Here is an 18,318-nt window from a genome sequence, read left to right as displayed (position 1 = left end):
CTGCACTACTGAACAGTCAGATTTACGGTTGTAGAAGCCTGCATTCCGCTGGCGTTGCCCACCACGATCACGGTGTAAGTGCCCTGCGGAGCAGGCGTGGGCGTGGTGGAGCGACTCATGCCACCGCCGCCTCCGCCGCAGCTCGCCCAGACGCCAGTGCAGGCAACAATCATGCCAAGCCACAGCATGGAGCTACGCCGGCGTCGTGGAGACCGGAATCCAACCAGCACAATCGCCGGCACCATACCAATCCACGTGGCCAGCATCCAAGGCGAACTCGGACGCAGTAGCGACGCCGTGGTAGTCCGTGTGATCGTGAGCGTCGCGGTGGTTGTCGTTCCCACCGCGCCTAGCGTGATACTCGGCGGAGTGAAGGAGCACGCTAGTCCGGGCGGCAGATTCGCGCAGGAGAGAACCAGCGTGTGTCCGGCAGCCGCCGCATTGGGAGCGAAGGAGACGGTGAATGTGGCCGATTGCCCCGTGGCCAGAGATGCACTCTGGGGCGAGGTTGCGATATTACCTGCGTTCCCTAATCCTGCCACGTTCAATCCGGAGCCCGAGATAGCTAGGCCAAAGACGGTTCCGCTCGGTGTTCCCGAATTGAACTTAGCCAGCTGTTTTCCCGAATTGAGATCAAAGCGGTAGATATTCGAACTGCAGTAATCGCCGGCCCAGAACGAGGTGCCGTCCTGGTCGAGGGTGATCGAGTACAGGCACTGATCGCCCGGAGCCGTATAGGTCATCACCTGCTGGCCCGAAGCGTTGAAGCGAATGATGTCGCTCAGGTCGGCAACGATGACGCCTCCATCGGGAAGAATGCGCAACATCAGCGCCTTCTTCAGCCCGGTGGCAAACGCCGCCAGCTGCTGATCGCGGCAGACGTCGTAGCGCAGGATCGAGGATCCCTCCGAGGTGTAGAGCAGCGTGCAATTGTCGGCGGAGAGATCGATGTCGTCGCTGCCTTGTCCCTCATTAGTGACGGTGAACGTCGTCAGAAGCTTGCCGCTCGAATCGAACTTCAGAATCTGATGTGAACAACCTTGCTGCCCGACATAAGCATTGCCGGCGCCGTCAAAGACAATCGTCTCCGGCTGGCAGTTAAAGCCGCCTCCGAAGGTTCCGAGCAGCGTTCCGGTCTTCGGATCGAACTTGCTGATGTTGCCGGCAGTGAAGTCCGTTGCATACAGGGTTCCGGCTTTATCGAATCCCATTCCGGAAACCGTGCCGCCGAGACCAGTACTGAGTGTCTGCGTTAACGTTCCGTCCGCTGCGAATCGCTTGATCGTACCCGGACTGATTCCAACGAATACGCCTTGCGGGAAGTTGTTTACCGTAACCGTCACAGTCTGTGACGCGGAGCCGGAGAGCCCCAGCGCGTCGGTTGCGGTGACCTTCACGGTAAACGTGCCCGCTGCGTTGTAGGTGTGGGTGCCGCTAGCAGCGTTGACGGTGGTGGCATCGCCGAAGTCAAGAACAGTGGTGGAGATATTGTTCTCGGCATCGACGCAATTACCAGTCGCGGTAATTGGCAGGGGAACTATGCCGCTCGTCGGATTAACAGTGAGCGTGCAGCTAGGCGCAGTGTTGCTACCAACCGTGACGCTTTGCGTTGCCGTACTTTTCTGGCCAACCGCATCGGTTCCAGTGAGCGTCACCGTAAATGTTCCCGCATTGGTATAGGTATGCGGCCCGCTCGGGGAGGTTTGTGTGGTGCCGTCTCCGAAGTCGAGCAGCGTGCTCGAGAGAGCTTTCTCAGGATCACTGCAACTGCCGGTTGCCGTGACGGGCAATGGCGCGAGGCCGCTCGTTGGAGCGACCGAAAGCGTGCAGGCAGGCGGTTGATTCACTGCGACTGTGACCGTTTGAGTTGCCGAACCGGAGAGGCCGTTAATGTCTGTCGCAGTTACTTTGACGGTGAATGTGCCAGCGGAATTGTACCTGTGAGTTCCGCTGGATCCATTCTGGGAAGCGGAGCCGTCGCCGAAATCAAGCGTTGTGCTTGCTATCGGGCTGGTGCCAGCCGTGCAGCTGCCGGTTGCAGTTACGTCGAGTGGAGCAGGACCACTGTTCGGTGCGACTGTAAGAATGCAAGCCGGCGCGACCGCTGGGGTCACCGTCACAATTTGTGTCACCGTGCTGGAGAGACCGCTTGTGTCTATCGCAGTGAGTTTTACCGTGAACGTGCCGGCGGTCGTGTATTTGTGAGTTACGCTCGCTCCACTTTGTGCGGCTGAGCCGTCGCCGAAATCAAGGGTTGTGCCCGCTATCGGACGCGAGCCCGGAGTGCAGTTGCCAGTCGCGGTTACGCTGAGCGGAGCGGCGCCGCTGTTGGGTATGACGCTCAGCGTGCAAGCGGGCGCTTGCGCTGGGCCTACAGTTACGCTCTGAGTCGCCGATCCCGAGAGAGCATTGCCGTCTGTGGCAGTGACGGTGACTGTAAACGTTCCAGGTGAATTGTAGACATGCGAACCGCTGGCTCCGCTTTGGGCCCCGGAGCCATCTCCAAAATCAATCGTAGAACTCGCAATTGGACTAGTTCCGGCGATGCAGTTGCCGGTGGCAGTCACGGTCAAAGGTGCAGGACCGCCAATTGGAAGAACGCTGAGCGTACAGGCCGGCGGCTGAACTGGAGTAACGGTGATCGTCTGCGTTACCGGCTGACTCGACGCGCCGGTGTTGTCGATCGATGTCAGCGTCGCGTTAAACGTTCCAGGCGATGTATAGGTGTGGCTTCCATTGAAGAGGCAGTTGCCGTCGCAGTTCAACTGAGTGGCCGCGGTACCGTCTCCCCAATCAATCGAGGCGGAGCTTACGCTACCGTCAGAATCCGAGCAGCTAGCGATGACACTCACTGCTAGTGAGGCGACACCGCTGGTTGGATTAATCGATAGTGAGCAAGTCGGCGGCTGATTTGGCTGGCTAACGTTCACTACTTGCGTGGCTGTGTTGTTGGCCAAGTTCGGATCAGATTCAATGCCGGAAACGTTTGCAGTGGCCCTGATCGTTCCCGAGTTGCTGGGCAACATGGTGAAGCTAGCCGAGGCCGCCTGACCATTAGCGGGAAGAGTGCCGATCGGACAGCTGATGTCTGTACCCTGGCCCGTGCTCATCGATGTGCACGTGTTCGGAGACAAGCTCACGACTGTGCTGTTCGGTATCGAGGCCGTGAGCGTGACGCCGGTGGCGTTGAGCGGGCCGGCATTGCTGACGTTCACAGAGTACGTAACGTTGGCGCCGGAGCTAGCCGTATCAGGCGCGCTCAGGGTGATTCCCAAATCGGCACCGCCGGAAAGCGCCTGGCCGAAGACCGCGATGCCTCCGATGCCTTGCGTAAACACCCTGGAAATTGCGGCAGGGCCAAGTTCAGTGGGGTAGCCACTTCCGTTCATCACAGCGCCGGTCTGGATGTTGATGCGGTAGAGCCTTCCCGTGAACTCGTCGTTTGTCCAGAAGCTTTGGCCGTCCGGATCGAGATTCAAGTTCTGGAAGATCGGTTCACTGCTGGGAATTGTGTAGGTCTGAAGGATATTGCCGTTCTGATCAATTCTCACCACGCGGTCGGTATCGGCAACAAGCAGGGATTCGTCGGGCAGCTCGCGAAGCGCAAACGCGCCATGGAGCGTTGTAATTATGTCCGGATGCTGCACCTGCTCGCCAAGGTCGTACTCCTGAACGGTTGATCTTCCGGTTGTGTAGGCGACGGTGTCGGCCGAGTCGAGCAACTCAATCCAACTGACCCCGTTGAAGCTGAAAGAGTCCGTAAAGGCTGGATAGAAAGTCGCAGTCGGGACGGTCTGCGGCGTCGCTCCCTGAGGAATCTGGAGGAACGTGGGAAACACCAATCCCCCGTCGCCTGTGAATCCTGGCTGTCCCACCAGAACGTCTCCGGAAGGTTGGACGAGTAGCGACCAAGGTATCTGGTAGTTCGTCCCGAAAAGAACCGGTCCTGTGCCGTTGACCGCGAACTGCTCTACATGGCTGAACCGAGAGTCAGCCAGATACAGATTTCCAGCAGCATCGAAGGTAAGCCCCTGACCTTGACCACTCGCGTCGCCAGAGCTAAGGACTTGCACGGTGTTGCCGGTTTTCGGATCGATCACGAAGACCATTCCGAAGTCTGTGCTTAGGAAGACTTGTCCCTGTGCAAACTGCTGAGCTGGGCCGGTAAAGACCGCGCCTAGTACCACCGTCTGCCCAGAGGCACCTATTGTGCAGGTGTTCTTGTTATAAGGCGAGCATTCGCCACCCAACCAACCTACGAATGTTGTCGTGCTGTCGCCTACTGCAGCAGTCAAGTTAACCGCCGTCTGCTGCCCTGCGGGGTACTGGATGGAACAGCTGTCGGGATTGGAAGCCGTACCGTTCACAATCTTGCAGTTCAGCTTCGCGCCATCACTCACAGTTGCGTTTCCGCTGCCCAGTCCCACTATCGTGATAGTCGTGGGTTGCGGATCAGGTGGGGGCGGCGGTGGCGGCGGCGTTCCAGTGAAGGTTGCGGACACGCTCTGGTCTTGATCCATCGTCAGTTGGCAAATCGGCCCGTTAGCTTTCGGGCAGCCGGTCCACGCTACGAAGTTGAAACCGGCATCGGGAGATGCGACCAGAGTTAACTGGGTACCGGTCGGATAGGAGCTCGTGCAGGAGGAACCCTGGCTGTTTGATTGGCACTCAATTTGGAAGAATGGCTCCTCCAAAACGGTTCCACCCGGAGTAAAGCTGTTGGCCGGAGGAGTTAGTGTAACGACCAGTTGGTTTGTCGTCGGTGTGGCCGTACCGGTCAGTGTGTAAGTGAGGTTTGGGTTTACGGGATCGTTTGTAGTGAAGGTAAGTGTGGCCGTAAACGTGCCGCTCGCGTCCGCGGGGGGCGCAAACTCCAAAGAAATGTAACAGAGCCCACTGAAACGGCCTTCTGGCGGCGGGACAACATTGTTCCCATTTCGGGAACAAGACGGAGTGGCTGTGAAGCTGTTCGTCTGATCGCCCGTCACTGCAAGATTGCTGATGACGAGATCATCAACCCCGGAATTCTGGACGGAGATATACTCCGAACTGATATTGCCGTCCAGAGTAATGGGGAATGCAATCGTGCTGCCACTGCCTGAAGACTGGAAAAACGAGCCGATCGGCGCGAGATTTATCTTGCGAATGCGATTACTTCCCGAATCGGCAATAAATAAGTCGTGTACGTTCTGAGAGCTGCTGAAGACCGTCAACCCGGTGTTCTGGATCATGGCCTGATTTGCCGGCCCACCATCACCTGAAAATCCGCCGTTCAGGTTGTTCACATCCCCGGCGACCGTGCTTACCGCGTGAGTAAAAGCATCCACGCGGCGAACCACATTGTCGAAACCGCCGCCGATGTAAAGGTTCCCGAGATTATCGACCGCAACCTCTGCGGGAGCCTCCATGGAGGCGTCGCGAGGATTTTCGAAGAAGAGTCCATCTCCACCGAAGGTGGGCAGACCATTGAATGCATAGGTTGAGATCGATTGGGAAATTACCCCGTCATTGGAAGTGGTGCTGATCTGGCGAATCACGTTGTCGCCGCTGTCCGCCACAAACAAGTCGGTTGTTTGCGCGTCAGGAGAGAAGATCGCAAGCCCTTGGGGAGCATTTAACAGGGCCAAAACTGGTGATCCGCTATTGCAATTACCCGAACTGTAGTCGCTGCAGGCCTGACCGGGAGTTCCTGCGAATGTGTTTATCGTCCCGGTTGTATCGACAACGCGAACAGTGTGCAGATCCTTGTCGGAGATGTAGATGTTTCCGCCCGCGTCTACAGCTATGCCTACGGGTATGTCAAGACTCGCATTAATTGCCGGACCATCATCGCCGCAGCTTGGAAATCCGGGTCCCGGCTGGCACTGGACTCCGTTTCCTGCTACCGTCGCGATCTGCCCAGCCGGAATTGGAATGTTCGCGACCGTAATGTCAGCATCCTGGTTGTTGACCACGCGCACGACCGCGGCTTTGGAATCGACGATGTAGTAGTTTCCCTGAGCGTCAACGGCAACTCCTTCGGGTTTAACAAATCGAGCTGACGTCGCCGGCCCACCGTCGCCGTTGCAATTGGGTTGCGCGCAATTCTTCGTAGCACCGCCGAACCCGGCCCCGACCACGGTGCTGATGTTGCCTTTTGTGTCGATACTTCGCAGACGTTCTCCGGCAGTTTCCGATGCCAAAACGTTCTCGTTCGCATCCACCGCAAGGTTCTGCACAAAGCCCAGAACTGCACTCGTGGCAGCCCGGCCATCCCCCCCTGAGCCGCCACCGGCGAGATTCGCGATCGTCGCGTTCGCCGCGCTGACAACGCGAACGCGCATGTTGAAGGTGTCGGCGATGACGATGTTGTTGTTCGAATCAACAAACACGCCTTCAGGAAAATCAAAAAATGCTCTGGCTGCCGGCAGGCCGTCACCGCATCCCGGCTCGTTGCTGCAGATCGTTCCGATTCCAGCTACGGTCGTGATGACGTGGTTCGCTGATGTATCCACCTTGCGGATAGCCGGATTTCCCGAATCGGTGATGTAGAGATTGCCAGCAAAGTCGACTGCTAGTCCCGTCGGGCGGTCGATCTGCGCTGAAGTGGCTGGACCCCCATCCCCGTTCTGACCCGGAACGCCCGGCGCGTTCAATGTGCCGGCATAGGTGCTGATGTTCCGCGATGCATCCACTTTGCAGACGATATCGAGCGAAGTATCAGAGACGAAGAGATTCCCGGAACCATCTATGGCGACGCCCGTGGGCTTTAGTAGAAGTGCTCTTGACGCGGCATTACCGCTGTTGCAACCGAACCCCACATCAGCACCAGGATTCGTTCCGGCATACGTGATGATCACCTGCGTAGTCGCGTCGACGCGCCGTACTACTGCGTTTCCCGTATCCGCGATAAACAAAGTTCCATTGCCATCGACGGCCACGCCGGTCGGAGTATTCAGGCGAGCATTGGTCGCCGCGCCGCCATCACCGCCATAAGCACCAAAATAAGGGTCCTCGCTTCCGGCAACCGTAGTGATGATGTGAGACGACGCGTCTACACGGCGAATTCTCTCGTTGTTCTGGTCGGAGATAAAAAGGTTGTCGTTCTTATCGATCGCCAGGCCGGTTGGGAAATTGAGTTGCGCCTGGGCGGCTGCGCCGCCGTCGCCGGAAAAGCCCGCTATTCCGGTTCCAGCGTAAGCGGTCAACGCGCCGCTCGTGTCTACCACGAACACCGTATTCAGTGCCGGAACAGCGATGTAGGTGTTTCCGGAGCTATCCCTCACCGCAGAAGTAGGTTGCGGCAGGTAAGCATTGGTCGCAAGGTTGGGCTGTGGGCCACCGCCGGCGATGGTGTTGATGGTATTTACATTTACTTGTCCCGCGGCACAAAGAGTGGCCAGCGACACGACAACCAAAAGCCTGAGCGTTCGTCGCATTCTTCGATTTCCCTGGAATGTCAGTCTCGGCAACGCAGGTGAGGCAAAGCGTTGTTATTAATGGAGTTACTTGCTGCCGGGCTTTTGGGGGGAAGAGGCGCGGCGGCGTGATCCAGCAACTCAGCATTGCATAGTACGACAATTCACGCCAAAGCTAGTGTTGAAAAGTTGTTAAATAGCGAAAAATGAACCCCAGCTTCATTCCAAGATCGGGAGCGCCTACCCGGGGCGAATATTTGACAGATTCGCTATATATTCGCTATACTGCAACCCGTAGAAGCGCACGCATAGCAGGTAATACCAGTCGGCCGCAGCAGTTGCTGTGCATGCGCCTCAGTCCGCGAGGCTTTGTTGTATTCGGGCCGTCAAGTTATGCCTCTCACAAAAGTGAAGAGGTTCCAGGAGATCTTTCTTATGAGCGCCGTCGATCTACTCGCAAAACGCATTCCACCCAAATCAGCCAATCATTCCGCAGAGTCTGCCTCCCGGTGCGCTGGTAATCCCTTCCAGGAATCGATGCTTCGACTACTGCAAACGCCGGCTCCGCCGCTGGAAGATCCGGACGATATTGCGATCGATCCGCCGCCTGCGATTGATCCGCAGAAGCTCGCCGACATTCCAAAGATCGGGTCCTTGGGCGAGGGTGTCGAACTGTTTCAAGCCCTTAACCGGAATATCGAGCTGCTCGAAGGACTCGACGAGCTCAGGTATCGCGCGCAGAAGCTCGACTATCTGAAGAAGGCCAATGAGGCAAAACGCTGCGACCATCTCAAGGCCAATGGCGTTCGCTGCGGATCGCCGGCGCTTGCGGGAAAGGAGCACTGCTTCTTCCACGCTCAGTTTCACAACGCGGAATATACGCTGCCTTTGATCGAGGACAAGCGCACTCTGCAGCTCGCCTACATGGACTTGGCAAAAGGTGTGAGCATGAAGACGATCTCCATCGACCACGGCAGGCTTTTGCTGCAAATTCTGCAAAGTGCAGGCAAAAATCTGCCCGACATCGATTGGCAGGATGGCTACCAGGAATGATCGGATGGGATACCGCATGCGATCCTTAGGGATCCGGATGCGATATCGGCAGGGATCGGATGGGATTTTCAGGGATCTTATGGGATTTTGAGCCTTCTCTTCGAGGAGGACTCGGGGAGTGAACAGCCAGGAGCGCGACGGCTGCTAAAATGAAGGACAACTCTGCCCAAAGGGCAGATACGACTGCTTTTTGGCGCGGAGAGGTGCGTGAGCGGTTGAAACGAGCCGCCTCGAAAGCGGCCATACCTGAAAGGGTATCGGGGGTTCGAATCCCTCCCTCTCCGCCAGACACTTCCCTTCTCCCCGCTTCCCTGATATTCCATCAAGTGGCTATTTACTTGGGTTGGTGGATCTGGCTCCAGCCATACCTCGGCAACATTTGTCGCAGCGGAGTCTGGATCGATTTCGTGAGCAGATCCTTACCGAAGCAGCTCTTCCAGCTCGATCGACTGATCGGTCTTGTCGTCGCGATACTTCACGATCACCGGAGTGTAGAGCGAGAGCCCCCATTCCTGTCCTTTGCCGCGAGTGACCGCGCGTGATCCGGGGACCACGACAGCTCCTTCGGGAATTTCCAGAGGTTTTGTAGAGGAAGAGCGAAGAACATTGCCTTTTATCAGGTCATATACGGGAGTTGAGCGAGTGAGGATCGTGCCTGCGCCGAGTACAGCGCGATTGCGAACGAGGGTGCCTTCGTAGATTCCACAATTGCCGCCGACGAGCACATCATCTTCGATAATCACAGGCGAGGCATTCACCGGCTCGAGCACTCCGCCTACTTGCGCGGCTGCGCTCAAATGCACTCTCTTCCCAATCTGGGCACAGGAGCCAACCAGGGCATGAGAGTCGACCATCGTGCACTCATCGACGTAGGCTCCGGCATTGATGAACATCGGAGGCATGCAAATCACCGAGGGCGCCACATAGGCGCCGCAACGAACCGAGGATCCGCCCGGAACCAGGCGAACGCGGTCCGAAGCTTCGAATTTGCGGGGAGGATAGGTGATCTTGTCCACGAACGAGAGGGCTCCTGACTGCCACTCATGCAGGGTGCCGATCCTGAATCCGACAAGAATGCCCTGCTTTACCCAGGTGTTTACGTGCCACTGGCCATCTCTTTTTTCGGCTGCGCGTATGTCACCATGGCTAAGCGCTTCGCGGAAGCGTTCGAAGGTTGCGTGCGCCAGCGGAACTTCGTGAGCACGCGATCCGGCTTCGAAGAGCCGCTCGATTTCTTCCTTCATGTTGGCAGTTGACGTTGAGCTATGGGACATTTGCAGTGGAGTATAAACGCGAAGCGCTCCCAGATCGTGGGCTGACGGCGCCTGAACAGAGACAGAATGGATTTTTCTAAATTAGCTCCGCTGCTTGGCCGCACTCTGGTGATTGTTGCCCATCCTGATGACGAGACCATTACCTGTGGCGGGCTCCTTCAGCGCATGCGCGATCCTTGCGTGGTCTTCGCTACCGATGGTGCACCGGAAGATGCTTATTTTTGGAGCCGCTTTGGCTCGCGCGAACGCTACGCTGCGATCCGTGAACAAGAAGCGCAGGCAGCGCTGGCGGCCGTAGGGGTAGACAATTTCGAATTTCTTTCCAAACACTCGGAGAGTCCGCTGGTTGACCAGCTTCTCTATCGAGCCTTGCCGGCTGCGTTCGCCGCGCTGTCGCAAATCGTAGAGCGTCGCAGGCCGGAGTGCCTGCTGACCCTCGCTTATGAGGGTGGACACCCGGATCACGACTCAGTCAGCTTTCTTGGCGCGCAATTGGGGCGCGCGTTTTCTGTCCCGATATGGGAGGCGCCTCTGTATCACCGGAACTCCGAAGGCGGAGGAGTGTATCAGCGCTTCGTGGAGGAACACGGAGAGATAGTGGACTGTGTGGTTGGTGGCGCGGAGCTCCAGGCGAAGAAGAGCATGCTGAGTTGCTACAAATCTCAGTTCGATGCGCTTCCTTCGTTCAATGCGGAGCTTGAGCGTTTTCGGCCGCAGGTCAACTACGAGTATTCTCGCCGTCCCCATCCGGGAAAACTTAATTATGAGCATTGGCAGTGGCCGATGACAGCCGACGATGTGAGCAACGCCTTTGTTGCCTTTTCGAAAGTTGCCGCTTCCCGGAAATGAACAGAACGACGACTCACACGGGAAACTCCTTTCGCGTGCTGTACATTGCCTATCCCCTATTGCCAGTCTCAGAGCACAGCGCTGGCGGCGCCGAACAAGTGCTCTGGACGCTTGAACGGGAGTTGCATGCCCGCGGATTCAAAACCACGGTCGCTGCCTCGGCTGGTTCGCAAGTCGCAGGCGAGTTGTTTGCGACCGGCGATCCCGCCGAATCGGTCAATCAATTTGAGGCGCGGCTGCAGGAACAAACGCAGAGGATCCAAGAATGGCTGCGCTCCGGAGCCGCAGCGCACTTCGATCTCGTGCACGACATGAGCGGTTGCTTCTGGCAGCACGCGGCAGGCATTGAACTGCCTGTGTTAGCCACTCTGCATCTTCCCCGCTCGTTATATAAGCAGGTTAACTTTGCGCAGATTCCAACCAACGTTGTCTTCAACTGCGTTTCCCAAAATCAAACATCGGAGTTCGAGGACATCGCTGACCGCGTGATTGGCGTGGCCCAGAACGGTATTGCGCTCGATCGGTTTCCTCCAGCGCCTGTGACGCAGCGCGATTATCTGCTGTGGCTCGGTCGCATTTGCGAGGAGAAAGGAACGCACACCGCTCTCGACGTGGCCTACGCAGCGGGAGAAAGGCTGATCATCGCCGGAATGGTTTATCCATTTCTGTATCACCAGAAATATTTTGCGCGCGAGGTGATTCCGCGATTGAAGCGAGCGGGCAGCTTGGGAAAGTATATTGAGCGTCCAAGCTTCGCAGAAAAAATCGACCTGATTCGCAACGCCAGGGCACTGCTGATTACCAGCGACATCAGCGAAACCAGTTCCATGGTGGCGATGGAAGCAGCTGCCTGCGGTACACCGGTCCTCGCCCTTCGCCGTGGCGCGCTGCCCCAGATCATCCGCGAGAGAGTCACGGGCTTCTTAGCGGACTCTGTTGAGGAAATGGTCAACACGATTCCCAAAACGGTAGCGTTGGATCGCGCGCGCTGCAGACGATACGCTGAAGAAAATTACTCTGCGGAAAGGATGGCGGATTGCTACCAGTCTCTCTATTCACGGGTAATGGCGAGAACAAGGTGAATCTGGATCTGGTGGATCCACGTCAGCGCGCGGCTAATCTTTCCGCGTGCAAACCCACCTCGGCGGCAATCTTCTCCAGCTTCTTTCGCGTTTCTGCAGTTACCTGGAGCATCGGCAAGCGGTAGCTTTCTTCGATGCGTCCCATCATTGCGAGCACACACTTCACGGGCATGGGATTGGATTCCAAGAAGAGGCCCTGCATCAGTGGAAGATATCTGCGGTGCAGTTTCCGCGCACTGACCCAATCACCATCCAGCGCCGCTTGTGTCATTTTGGAAAGTTCCGCAGGAATAACGTTCGATGCGACTGAGATGATCCCTCGCCCACCAAGGGAGATGACGGGCAGTGTGACGGCATCGTCACCGGAGAACACGATGAAATCGTCCGGAACTACGTTCAACACTTCGGCGATCTGAGTCATGCTCCCGCTAGCTTCTTTTACAGCGATGATGTTCGGAATCCTTGCCAGCCGCGCGAGCGTAGCCGGTTCAATATTCGCGGCTGTTCTTCCCGGAACGTTGTAGAGCACCACCGGCTTCTCCACGGCTTCAGCGATCGCCTTGAAGTGCTGATATTGGCCTTCCTGCGTGGGCTTGTTGTAGTACGGCGACGCGGTAAGAATCGCGTCTACGCCTGAACGTGAAGCAACGGTGCGCGCTCGTTCGACTGCTTCGGCGGTGGCGTTGGAAGTTGCGCCTGCAACGACCGGCACGCGGCGATCAGCGACTTCAATCGTGATGTCGATGACGCGCAACCACTCATCACGATTAAGAGTTGGAGTCTCTCCTGTAGTTCCGCACGGCACAAGGAAATGCACGCCCGAGCCGATCTGCCATTCGAGCAGCGACCGCAATGCTGGTTCGTCGATGGCGCCGTCTCGGCGGAAAGGCGTCACCAGAGCGGTGCCACAACCGCGAAGTTTCATGTTTACAGCATAACGCCAACAAGCGCGTGCTTGGCCAGCAATTGCACGGCAGCTTTCTTCCGCTCACTTCGTCCCCGGAGATGCCGAACTTGCTTCCGCCCTCAAACGCTTGCGTTCGCGGCGAGTCCATTGATAGAGCAGCTCTACGTCAGCATCGCTGAGCTTTGCCTCTGAATGCAGAAGAAGGTATTGCGGGAGCGGCATTTTGCGATTCCGAACCATAGGTCCAATCTGGGACAAAATGTCCTGGCGCTCGTCGCTGCTGTATCGATCCCAGTTCGACATGTTCCAGTGGCTTCTTCCGTCTTGCACGTCTTTCTCGATGAGCCACGAAATGGGAGCCATCCGGCTGTACAACGGCCACACGGTTTGTTCGGAATGACAGTTCTGGCAGGAACGCTGCATCACGTCGAGTACGGAATGCTCAACTTGAGCCGATGCCATAAGGGGCCTAGCCGGATTTGCGACCTTCGCATTCCCAAATGGATGCACAAACGCCAGCGCGAAGAGGAAAAGAAACGCTGTGACGACGAAAACGCCGATGCGTCTTGAGTCCCAGCGTGGTTTTTGCATTATGATCTTGCTGCTCACTGTTATCGGATCTCCATATTCAAACCGCTGCTACTTGCTTGATAGTTGTTTGAGATATGCGATGACGTCGGCGCGCTCGTCAGCCTTCTCCACGTGGAAATCCATATCAACATCGGGAATGAATTTGTCGGGATCGGTCAGCCATTTGTCGAGGCTGACCTGATCCCACGTGAGCCCCGACTTCGCAAGCGCGTCTGAATACTTAAAGGTGGAGACGGTGCCCGCCTTTCTGCCATAAACAGTGCGCAGGCGCGGACCTTCCTTTTCGTTGTCGAGCGAGTGGCAGCCACCGCACCTTTTGTCGAAGAGTTGGTGACCGCGGCTCGCGTCGGCATCTTGCGTTACTACGGCCGATGATGTTGGAAGAAAGAAGACTACCGCGAGCGCGAAGACGCTCAGCGGAATCGAGAGCAAGCGCGTCGGCGTGACTCTGTAGCTACGAATATGAATCGACTTCAACATGAGATTGATCTCTGAAACGTTTATCGAAGTTGAAGTTCTGTGCGCAGCAGATTCGCGGATGGATGCGTCTCTGCAGAGTCGGCAGCCGCAGTCATTAATGGTGAATCAACGATTGCGAGATGGTTGTTCTGCTGTAGATAGTGCACGTCCGCCAGCCCGAGCAGAGTTCGCAGCCGTTCGGCTGGAACCTTCATTGGTCCTGGCGCCGGCGCTGTACCCGGCGCAGGCTGGGGAAAGGCTGTGGACATGGCCGTGTGAAAGGTGAGGTTGCCCTCGACCTTTTGCATTACCTGATGAATGTGTCCATTGAGCACAGTTACGGAACCGAAGCGCCTTAAATGTCCCAGTGCCTGCTCGCTATCCTTTGTTCCCCAACCCCAGTCCGGATAGACGCTCCAAAGAGGAATATGGGCGAAGACGACCACCGGTGTACTCGCCGAAACTGCGCTCAGGTCGTCTTTCAGCCAGGCGATCTGCTCTTCGCCAAGCTGTCCCATGCCTTCGAGCTGCAGTACGTTGACGAGTCCGACAAAGTGAACGCCTTTGTGGTTCAGGCTGTACCATCCCTTGCCCTTCGTGTCTTTCCCATAACGGTCCAGATACTGCTTGCCGTCGTCGATCGAAGTGTCGTGCTCGCCGGGCACATAGAAGATCTGCCTGGGCTGAGCGCTCTTTAATATCTGATCGAGGGTATCGAACTCACCCGGCTTTGACTGGTGGCTCAAGTCACCGGTATGGATGATGAATTCAGGTGGTTCCGAGAGGCTGTTGATGCGGTCGATGGTCGCCTGGAGTGTCGAGACCACATCGGTATTGGCTGGTTTGTTAAATCCCATGTGACTGTCACTGATCTGGACAAAATGCAGACCGGATTCGGCTTTTTTGCCGTTCTTTGCGCCAAAAATGTGAGAAGTAGGAATGCCCTCGGCGGTGATGGTCCAAAGTAGTCCCGTGCCGGCCCAGGCCATGCATTTCAGAAATCCTCGGCGGTTGATGCCGTCGTTGCTTTGGTTTCCATCAATAATTTTTGGATCGCTCTCTCTGCTCTTCACAGACATATACTTCCTCCTGCGATTCACTCGCCTGCATGAAGGGGAACCGACGCGAGTGCTCGCTTATTCCCGAGCGCAGCTGTTATATGGGACGAAAAGTTGATCGCATTTCGGGAATCAAACTCGAATGTCGCGAGTCTAAGACTGAGAATGGAAAGCTCCGCAGATTCCGGCGAGAAGATTCGGCGATTCGAGGCCCTGGTGTTGCCCCATCTCGATTCGGCTTACAACCTGGCTCGCTGGATGACGCGCAACACGGCCGACGCAGAAGACGTGGCTCAGGAAGCGATGATGCGCGCCTATCGCTTCTTGGATACCTTTCGTGGTGAAGAAGCGCGGGTATGGCTGCTGACCATCGTGCGCAACACCTATCTCACGTGGGTTCGACGGCAGATGCCACAACAGAACTCGGCCGAGTTCGATGAGCGCTTGCACACAGACATCGAGGCGGCGCTTACGCCGGAATCAGAGTTTCTCCGACAAGCGACAGCTGAGCAGGTTCGACGCGCTATCGAAAATCTGCCGGCGGAGTTTCGAGAAGTTATCCTGATGCGGGAGCTTGAGCAGCTTTCATACAAGGAGATCGCAGCAGTGACGCGCTCGCCGCTGGGAACGGTGATGTCGCGAATTTCACGTGGCCGTAGCATGTTACGGCAGTTGATTGCGGGGGCAAGACGCCAGGAGGTGAAGCAACATCATGACTAATCATGCGCAACGCAACCTCCTCCACGCGTATCTCGATGACGAGCTCGATCTGGTTCGCAGTATGGAGCTCGAAGATCATCTTGCTGAATGCGGTGACTGCGCAAATGAGATGGCCAGCTATCGAGCTCTGCGCGAGGGTGTGCAGGCCAACGACTTGCGCTATCAGGCTTCCGCCGAATTTCGGTCACGTCTGCTGACCGAGTTGCGCAAGAAGGAAGAACCGCAGCAGGTGATGGTGGTCCATCGTCGCATTGCGCGGTGGAGCTGGGCTGCGGTTGCGGCTTTGCTTCTGCTGGCCTCTGCGGCTTTGATGTTAGATCTAAGCCAGCGTTCCAAGCGAACACTGGCGAACGAAATTGTCGCCGACCACGTACGCTCGTTGATGGCTACTCATCTGACGGACGTAGCCAACTCCGATCAACACACAGTGAAACCGTGGTTCACTGGCAAGCTCGACTTCTCACCGCAAGTGCGTGATCTCTCGGCCGATGGATTCGAGTTGATCGGTGGGCGGCTGGAATATCTCGACGGTCACACCGCTGCTGCCATCGTTTACCAGCACCGCAAACACATGATCAATCTGTTTACCTGGCCAGCTTCGGGTGGGGACGAAGAGCCGAGCGCGACCTCGCAGCAGGGATTCAATCTCGTGGAATGGAAGCAAGCGGGAATGTACTACTGCGCAATCTCGGATTTGAATCGTCAGGAACTAACCGAGCTGGCCTCGCTGCTGCGAAAGTAGATTGTCCGTCACGGAGCGCCGGATTTGCGCTCCGTCCTCGATTGCGATACTAACGACGTACATTGCCAGCCGTTGTTGATCCGGCAGCCGCCTGATCCACAGGCAGAGGCTGAGCCAGAATCAGATTCGCGCTGGCCGGCAATTTGTCCGCATTTGCCAGCAGCAGGCTCACTTGCCACATTTGCGTATCCGAGAGCGATTCGTGGAATGAGGGCATGCCGGTCATGCGAATTCCGTTTGAGACTTTCCAATAACTTTCGCCCGGCGGATCGTCGGTCACCATGTGTCGAGGATCGAGGAGCTGCGGCGGCCTGGGGTACATTCCCTTAGCAACCGATGTGATTGGCTGCCCGGCTACGCCATGGCAAACCGCGCAATGTTCGCGATAAATGTGGGCTCCAGCTGTGTAGTTCTCCTCAGTTCCTTGAATGGGCGGGTTTCGCGGATACTCCTTGTCCATCCGAGCATGTAATCCCATTCGCGCAAACGTTTTCTCGAATGGCATCGCTGCAGCACCGGTGGCGACTGGCGCATATCCATATCGGAAGTAGCAATAAACCGTGATGGGAACAATGATCAAACCGATGATCAAGCCCAGAAGAAAGGCAGGAAAGCGGGATGGTCGCATGGGGATGATTGTAGCCAGCCCGTGCTGGACTGTTGACTGAAGTGCCTGCTGAACTACTCTACGCCGTCGCGAGCGCCGGCGTTGGCTCAGTCTTGACTTGCCGCGCCTTTCACAGCATTAGCTGTATTTTTTTGACTGAGAGCGTGACTAAGCACTCGTAAGTTTTCGCAGAATCCATGCAAATCGCGCGAAATAAGGCTTTCCTCAGGCCGTGCTCTGCGCCATAATCGCGGGCACGCTTTCCCAGGGGCCCTGTCATGGTTTTGTTTTTGCCCGCTACACCTCTCGTTTTTCTACGTTTCGGTCGACCGGTCGAATACACGCATAAGAATTCTCGGCGAAGCGGCTGCATTCTCCTCGTCGCTCTCTTAGCTGCGCTAACCGCGTGCGCACAAACGAGTGACAACGTTCATATTGTTCCGCACACCAAGGCGGAACACGGAAAGCACGGATCGGCGCAGGGCGACTCCAATCGTCTTCGTGTAGATGTCGAGATGGTTCTGGTTCCGGTAACAGTGACTGATGTGAAGAACCATCCGGTAGTCGATCTCAAACGGCACAATTTCACGTTGTTCGAAGGCAAGAGCGAAGAGAAGATTCAGTACTTTGGCACGGAAGATGCCCCGCTTTCAGTGGGCATTCTGGTCGATCTCAGCAGCAGCATGGCGAACAAGATCGACGCGGTGCGCGACGCGGCCTCGGAATTTTTCGTCAATGCCAATCCCGAGGACGACTACTTTGTAATTACCTTCGCCGATAAACCCAAGGTAATTGCTGACACTACGCAGTCGTTTGTCGATATCCATGCCGCGCTGGCGGCCGCCCAGCCCAAAGGCAACACCGCGCTGGCGGATGCGATTTACGCGGGTCTCGCCAAACTGCGGCATGCTAAGTACTCTCGCAAAGCACTCCTGATCATCTCTGACGGCGGAGACAATAACAGCCGTCATAGTCTGCGGCAAATCAAGAACCTAGCGCGGGAGTCGGATGCGGAAATTTACGCGATCGACGTTTGCGACGCGCCGACTCTCTTGATCACCAAGAAGCTGGAAGAACGCTTTGGGCGGCAATGGCTCACCGACGTCACCGAGTCCACGGGAGGACGGACGATCGTCATCGACAACCCTGCGAATATTCCCGCTGCCGCAGCGCGCGCCAGTCTCGAACTGCGCAGCCAATACGTTCTGGGATATCGGCCGAGTCGGGCGGTTGAAGACCACAAGTGGCGCAAGATCAAAGTGAAGGTCTCGCGATCAGAGGATTTTCTGCCGTTGCAGGTTTATTACCGCACCGGATATGTGCCGCGTCGTGACTGAACCAGCCCATGCGACGTGCTCCGGCCGCTCTGGGCCGGAAGATCGTCTGCATAATCAGAACGTGTTGGGGGCGGCCGGACCACGTTTGCTTTTTCGGGCGCTTAGGGCGTGTCGAGGCCAAACCCCTGCTGCGAAACACTTTGGTAATGGCTTCAACGACCTACGCTCCCGACTTCCGGTTTTCTCCGGGTTTTGTATGTAGATTTTCGCTATTCACCCTGCTGGTTCCTGTCCTTCTGGTA

13 protein-coding genes and 1 tRNA gene are annotated in these 18,318 nt (G+C 56.7%); 7 read left to right on the top strand and 7 right to left on the bottom strand.

Features of this window, described 5'->3' with window-relative positions; all coding sequences use genetic code 11:
• Positions 1–5: 5 nt before the first annotated feature.
• Positions 6–7,418, bottom strand: coding sequence for a hypothetical protein (locus DMG62_04685; protein PYY24304.1), 7,413 nt, complete (start codon positions 7,416–7,418; stop codon positions 6–8).
• 414 nt (positions 7,419–7,832) lie between these two features.
• On the opposite strand from DMG62_04685, the gene DMG62_04680 reads away from it, so the two are divergent.
• Together DMG62_04680 and DMG62_04675 are read left to right on the top strand one after the other, a co-directional pair.
• Positions 7,833–8,450: a hypothetical protein gene (locus tag DMG62_04680; protein ID PYY24303.1), complete on the top strand. Its 618-nt coding sequence runs from the start codon at positions 7,833–7,835 to the stop codon at positions 8,448–8,450.
• Between the two features lie 197 nt (positions 8,451–8,647).
• Positions 8,648–8,737, top strand: a tRNA-Ser gene (locus tag DMG62_04675).
• Positions 8,738–8,869: 132 nt separating this feature from the next.
• Here DMG62_04675 and DMG62_04670 read toward each other — a convergent pair.
• Positions 8,870–9,694 carry a 2,3,4,5-tetrahydropyridine-2,6-dicarboxylate N-succinyltransferase gene (locus DMG62_04670; protein PYY24302.1) on the bottom strand — a complete coding sequence of 275 codons (825 nt, stop codon included), beginning with the start codon at positions 9,692–9,694 and terminating at the stop codon, positions 8,870–8,872.
• 96 nt (positions 9,695–9,790) lie between these two features.
• On the opposite strand from DMG62_04670, the gene DMG62_04665 reads away from it, so the two are divergent.
• Together DMG62_04665 and DMG62_04660 are read left to right on the top strand one after the other, a co-directional pair.
• Positions 9,791–10,573: a hypothetical protein gene (locus DMG62_04665; GenBank protein PYY24301.1), complete on the top strand. Its 783-nt coding sequence runs from the start codon at positions 9,791–9,793 to the stop codon at positions 10,571–10,573.
• Positions 10,570–11,655, top strand: a complete 1,086-nt coding sequence (locus DMG62_04660; GenBank protein ID PYY24300.1) for a hypothetical protein — start codon at positions 10,570–10,572, stop codon at positions 11,653–11,655. Before DMG62_04665 ends, DMG62_04660 begins: the two co-directional genes overlap by 4 nt.
• A 22-nt stretch (positions 11,656–11,677) precedes the next feature.
• Here DMG62_04660 and DMG62_04655 read toward each other — a convergent pair whose 3' ends face one another.
• From DMG62_04655 to DMG62_04640, 4 genes are all read right to left on the bottom strand, one after another.
• Entirely contained in the window at positions 11,678–12,580 is a 903-nt protein-coding gene (locus tag DMG62_04655; protein PYY24299.1) for a 4-hydroxy-tetrahydrodipicolinate synthase, read from the bottom strand.
• 63 nt (positions 12,581–12,643) lie between these two features.
• Positions 12,644–13,153 (bottom strand): hypothetical protein, encoded by a 510-nt coding sequence (locus DMG62_04650; GenBank protein PYY24298.1) that lies wholly within the window; start codon positions 13,151–13,153, stop codon positions 12,644–12,646.
• 48 nt (positions 13,154–13,201) lie between these two features.
• Complete coding sequence (locus tag DMG62_04645) at positions 13,202–13,633, bottom strand: class I cytochrome c (GenBank protein PYY24297.1); 432 nt, start codon at positions 13,631–13,633, stop codon at positions 13,202–13,204.
• Between the two features lie 20 nt (positions 13,634–13,653).
• A complete protein-coding gene (locus DMG62_04640) occupies positions 13,654–14,691 on the bottom strand; it encodes a metallophosphoesterase (protein ID PYY24296.1) in 1,038 nt (345 codons plus the stop codon).
• Positions 14,692–14,835: 144 nt separating this feature from the next.
• Between DMG62_04640 and DMG62_04635 the strand changes: the two genes are divergently transcribed.
• Positions 14,836–15,390, top strand: coding sequence for an RNA polymerase subunit sigma (locus DMG62_04635; protein PYY24295.1), 555 nt, complete (start codon positions 14,836–14,838; stop codon positions 15,388–15,390).
• Positions 15,383–16,132 (top strand): hypothetical protein, encoded by a 750-nt coding sequence (locus tag DMG62_04630; protein ID PYY24294.1) that lies wholly within the window; start codon positions 15,383–15,385, stop codon positions 16,130–16,132. The genes DMG62_04635 and DMG62_04630 overlap by 8 nt, the downstream gene beginning before the upstream one ends.
• A gap of 49 nt (positions 16,133–16,181) precedes the next feature.
• Here the strand turns inward: DMG62_04630 and DMG62_04625 are convergent, their stop codons facing one another.
• Positions 16,182–16,760 (bottom strand): hypothetical protein, encoded by a 579-nt coding sequence (locus DMG62_04625; GenBank protein ID PYY24293.1) that lies wholly within the window; start codon positions 16,758–16,760, stop codon positions 16,182–16,184.
• 257 nt (positions 16,761–17,017) lie between these two features.
• Between DMG62_04625 and DMG62_04620 the strand changes: the two genes are divergently transcribed.
• Positions 17,018–18,076: a VWA domain-containing protein gene (locus DMG62_04620; GenBank protein PYY24292.1), complete on the top strand. Its 1,059-nt coding sequence runs from the start codon at positions 17,018–17,020 to the stop codon at positions 18,074–18,076.
• The last annotated feature ends 242 nt before the right edge of the window (positions 18,077–18,318 follow it).

The organism is Acidobacteriota bacterium (assembly GCA_003225175.1).
In the GTDB taxonomy this organism is placed as follows: domain Bacteria; phylum Acidobacteriota; class Terriglobia; order Terriglobales; family Acidobacteriaceae; genus Gp1-AA112.
The sequence above is the reverse complement of the archived record's forward strand: the minus strand, read 5'-3'. Positions and strand labels throughout refer to the sequence as shown.

Bases quoted from the DNA above. Each gene is read 5' to 3' on its own strand.
- DMG62_04620 (PYY24292.1), top strand. From the start codon at position 17,018: ATGGTTTTGTTTTTGCCCGCTACACCTCTCGTTTTTCTACGTTTCGGT.
- DMG62_04665 (PYY24301.1), top strand. From the start codon at position 9,791: ATGGATTTTTCTAAATTAGCTCCGCTGCTTGGCCGCACTCTGGTGATT.
- DMG62_04635 (PYY24295.1), top strand. From the start codon at position 14,836: ATGGAAAGCTCCGCAGATTCCGGCGAGAAGATTCGGCGATTCGAGGCC.
- DMG62_04655 (PYY24299.1), bottom strand. From the start codon at position 12,580: ATGAAACTTCGCGGTTGTGGCACCGCTCTGGTGACGCCTTTCCGCCGA.
- DMG62_04660 (PYY24300.1), top strand. From the start codon at position 10,570: ATGAACAGAACGACGACTCACACGGGAAACTCCTTTCGCGTGCTGTAC.
- DMG62_04625 (PYY24293.1), bottom strand. From the start codon at position 16,760: ATGCGACCATCCCGCTTTCCTGCCTTTCTTCTGGGCTTGATCATCGGT.
- DMG62_04685 (PYY24304.1), bottom strand. From the start codon at position 7,418: ATGCGACGAACGCTCAGGCTTTTGGTTGTCGTGTCGCTGGCCACTCTT.
- DMG62_04630 (PYY24294.1), top strand. From the start codon at position 15,383: ATGACTAATCATGCGCAACGCAACCTCCTCCACGCGTATCTCGATGAC.
- DMG62_04650 (PYY24298.1), bottom strand. From the start codon at position 13,153: ATGCAAAAACCACGCTGGGACTCAAGACGCATCGGCGTTTTCGTCGTC.
- DMG62_04670 (PYY24302.1), bottom strand. From the start codon at position 9,694: ATGAAGGAAGAAATCGAGCGGCTCTTCGAAGCCGGATCGCGTGCTCAC.
- DMG62_04640 (PYY24296.1), bottom strand. From the start codon at position 14,691: ATGTCTGTGAAGAGCAGAGAGAGCGATCCAAAAATTATTGATGGAAAC.
- DMG62_04645 (PYY24297.1), bottom strand. From the start codon at position 13,633: ATGTTGAAGTCGATTCATATTCGTAGCTACAGAGTCACGCCGACGCGC.
- DMG62_04680 (PYY24303.1), top strand. From the start codon at position 7,833: ATGAGCGCCGTCGATCTACTCGCAAAACGCATTCCACCCAAATCAGCC.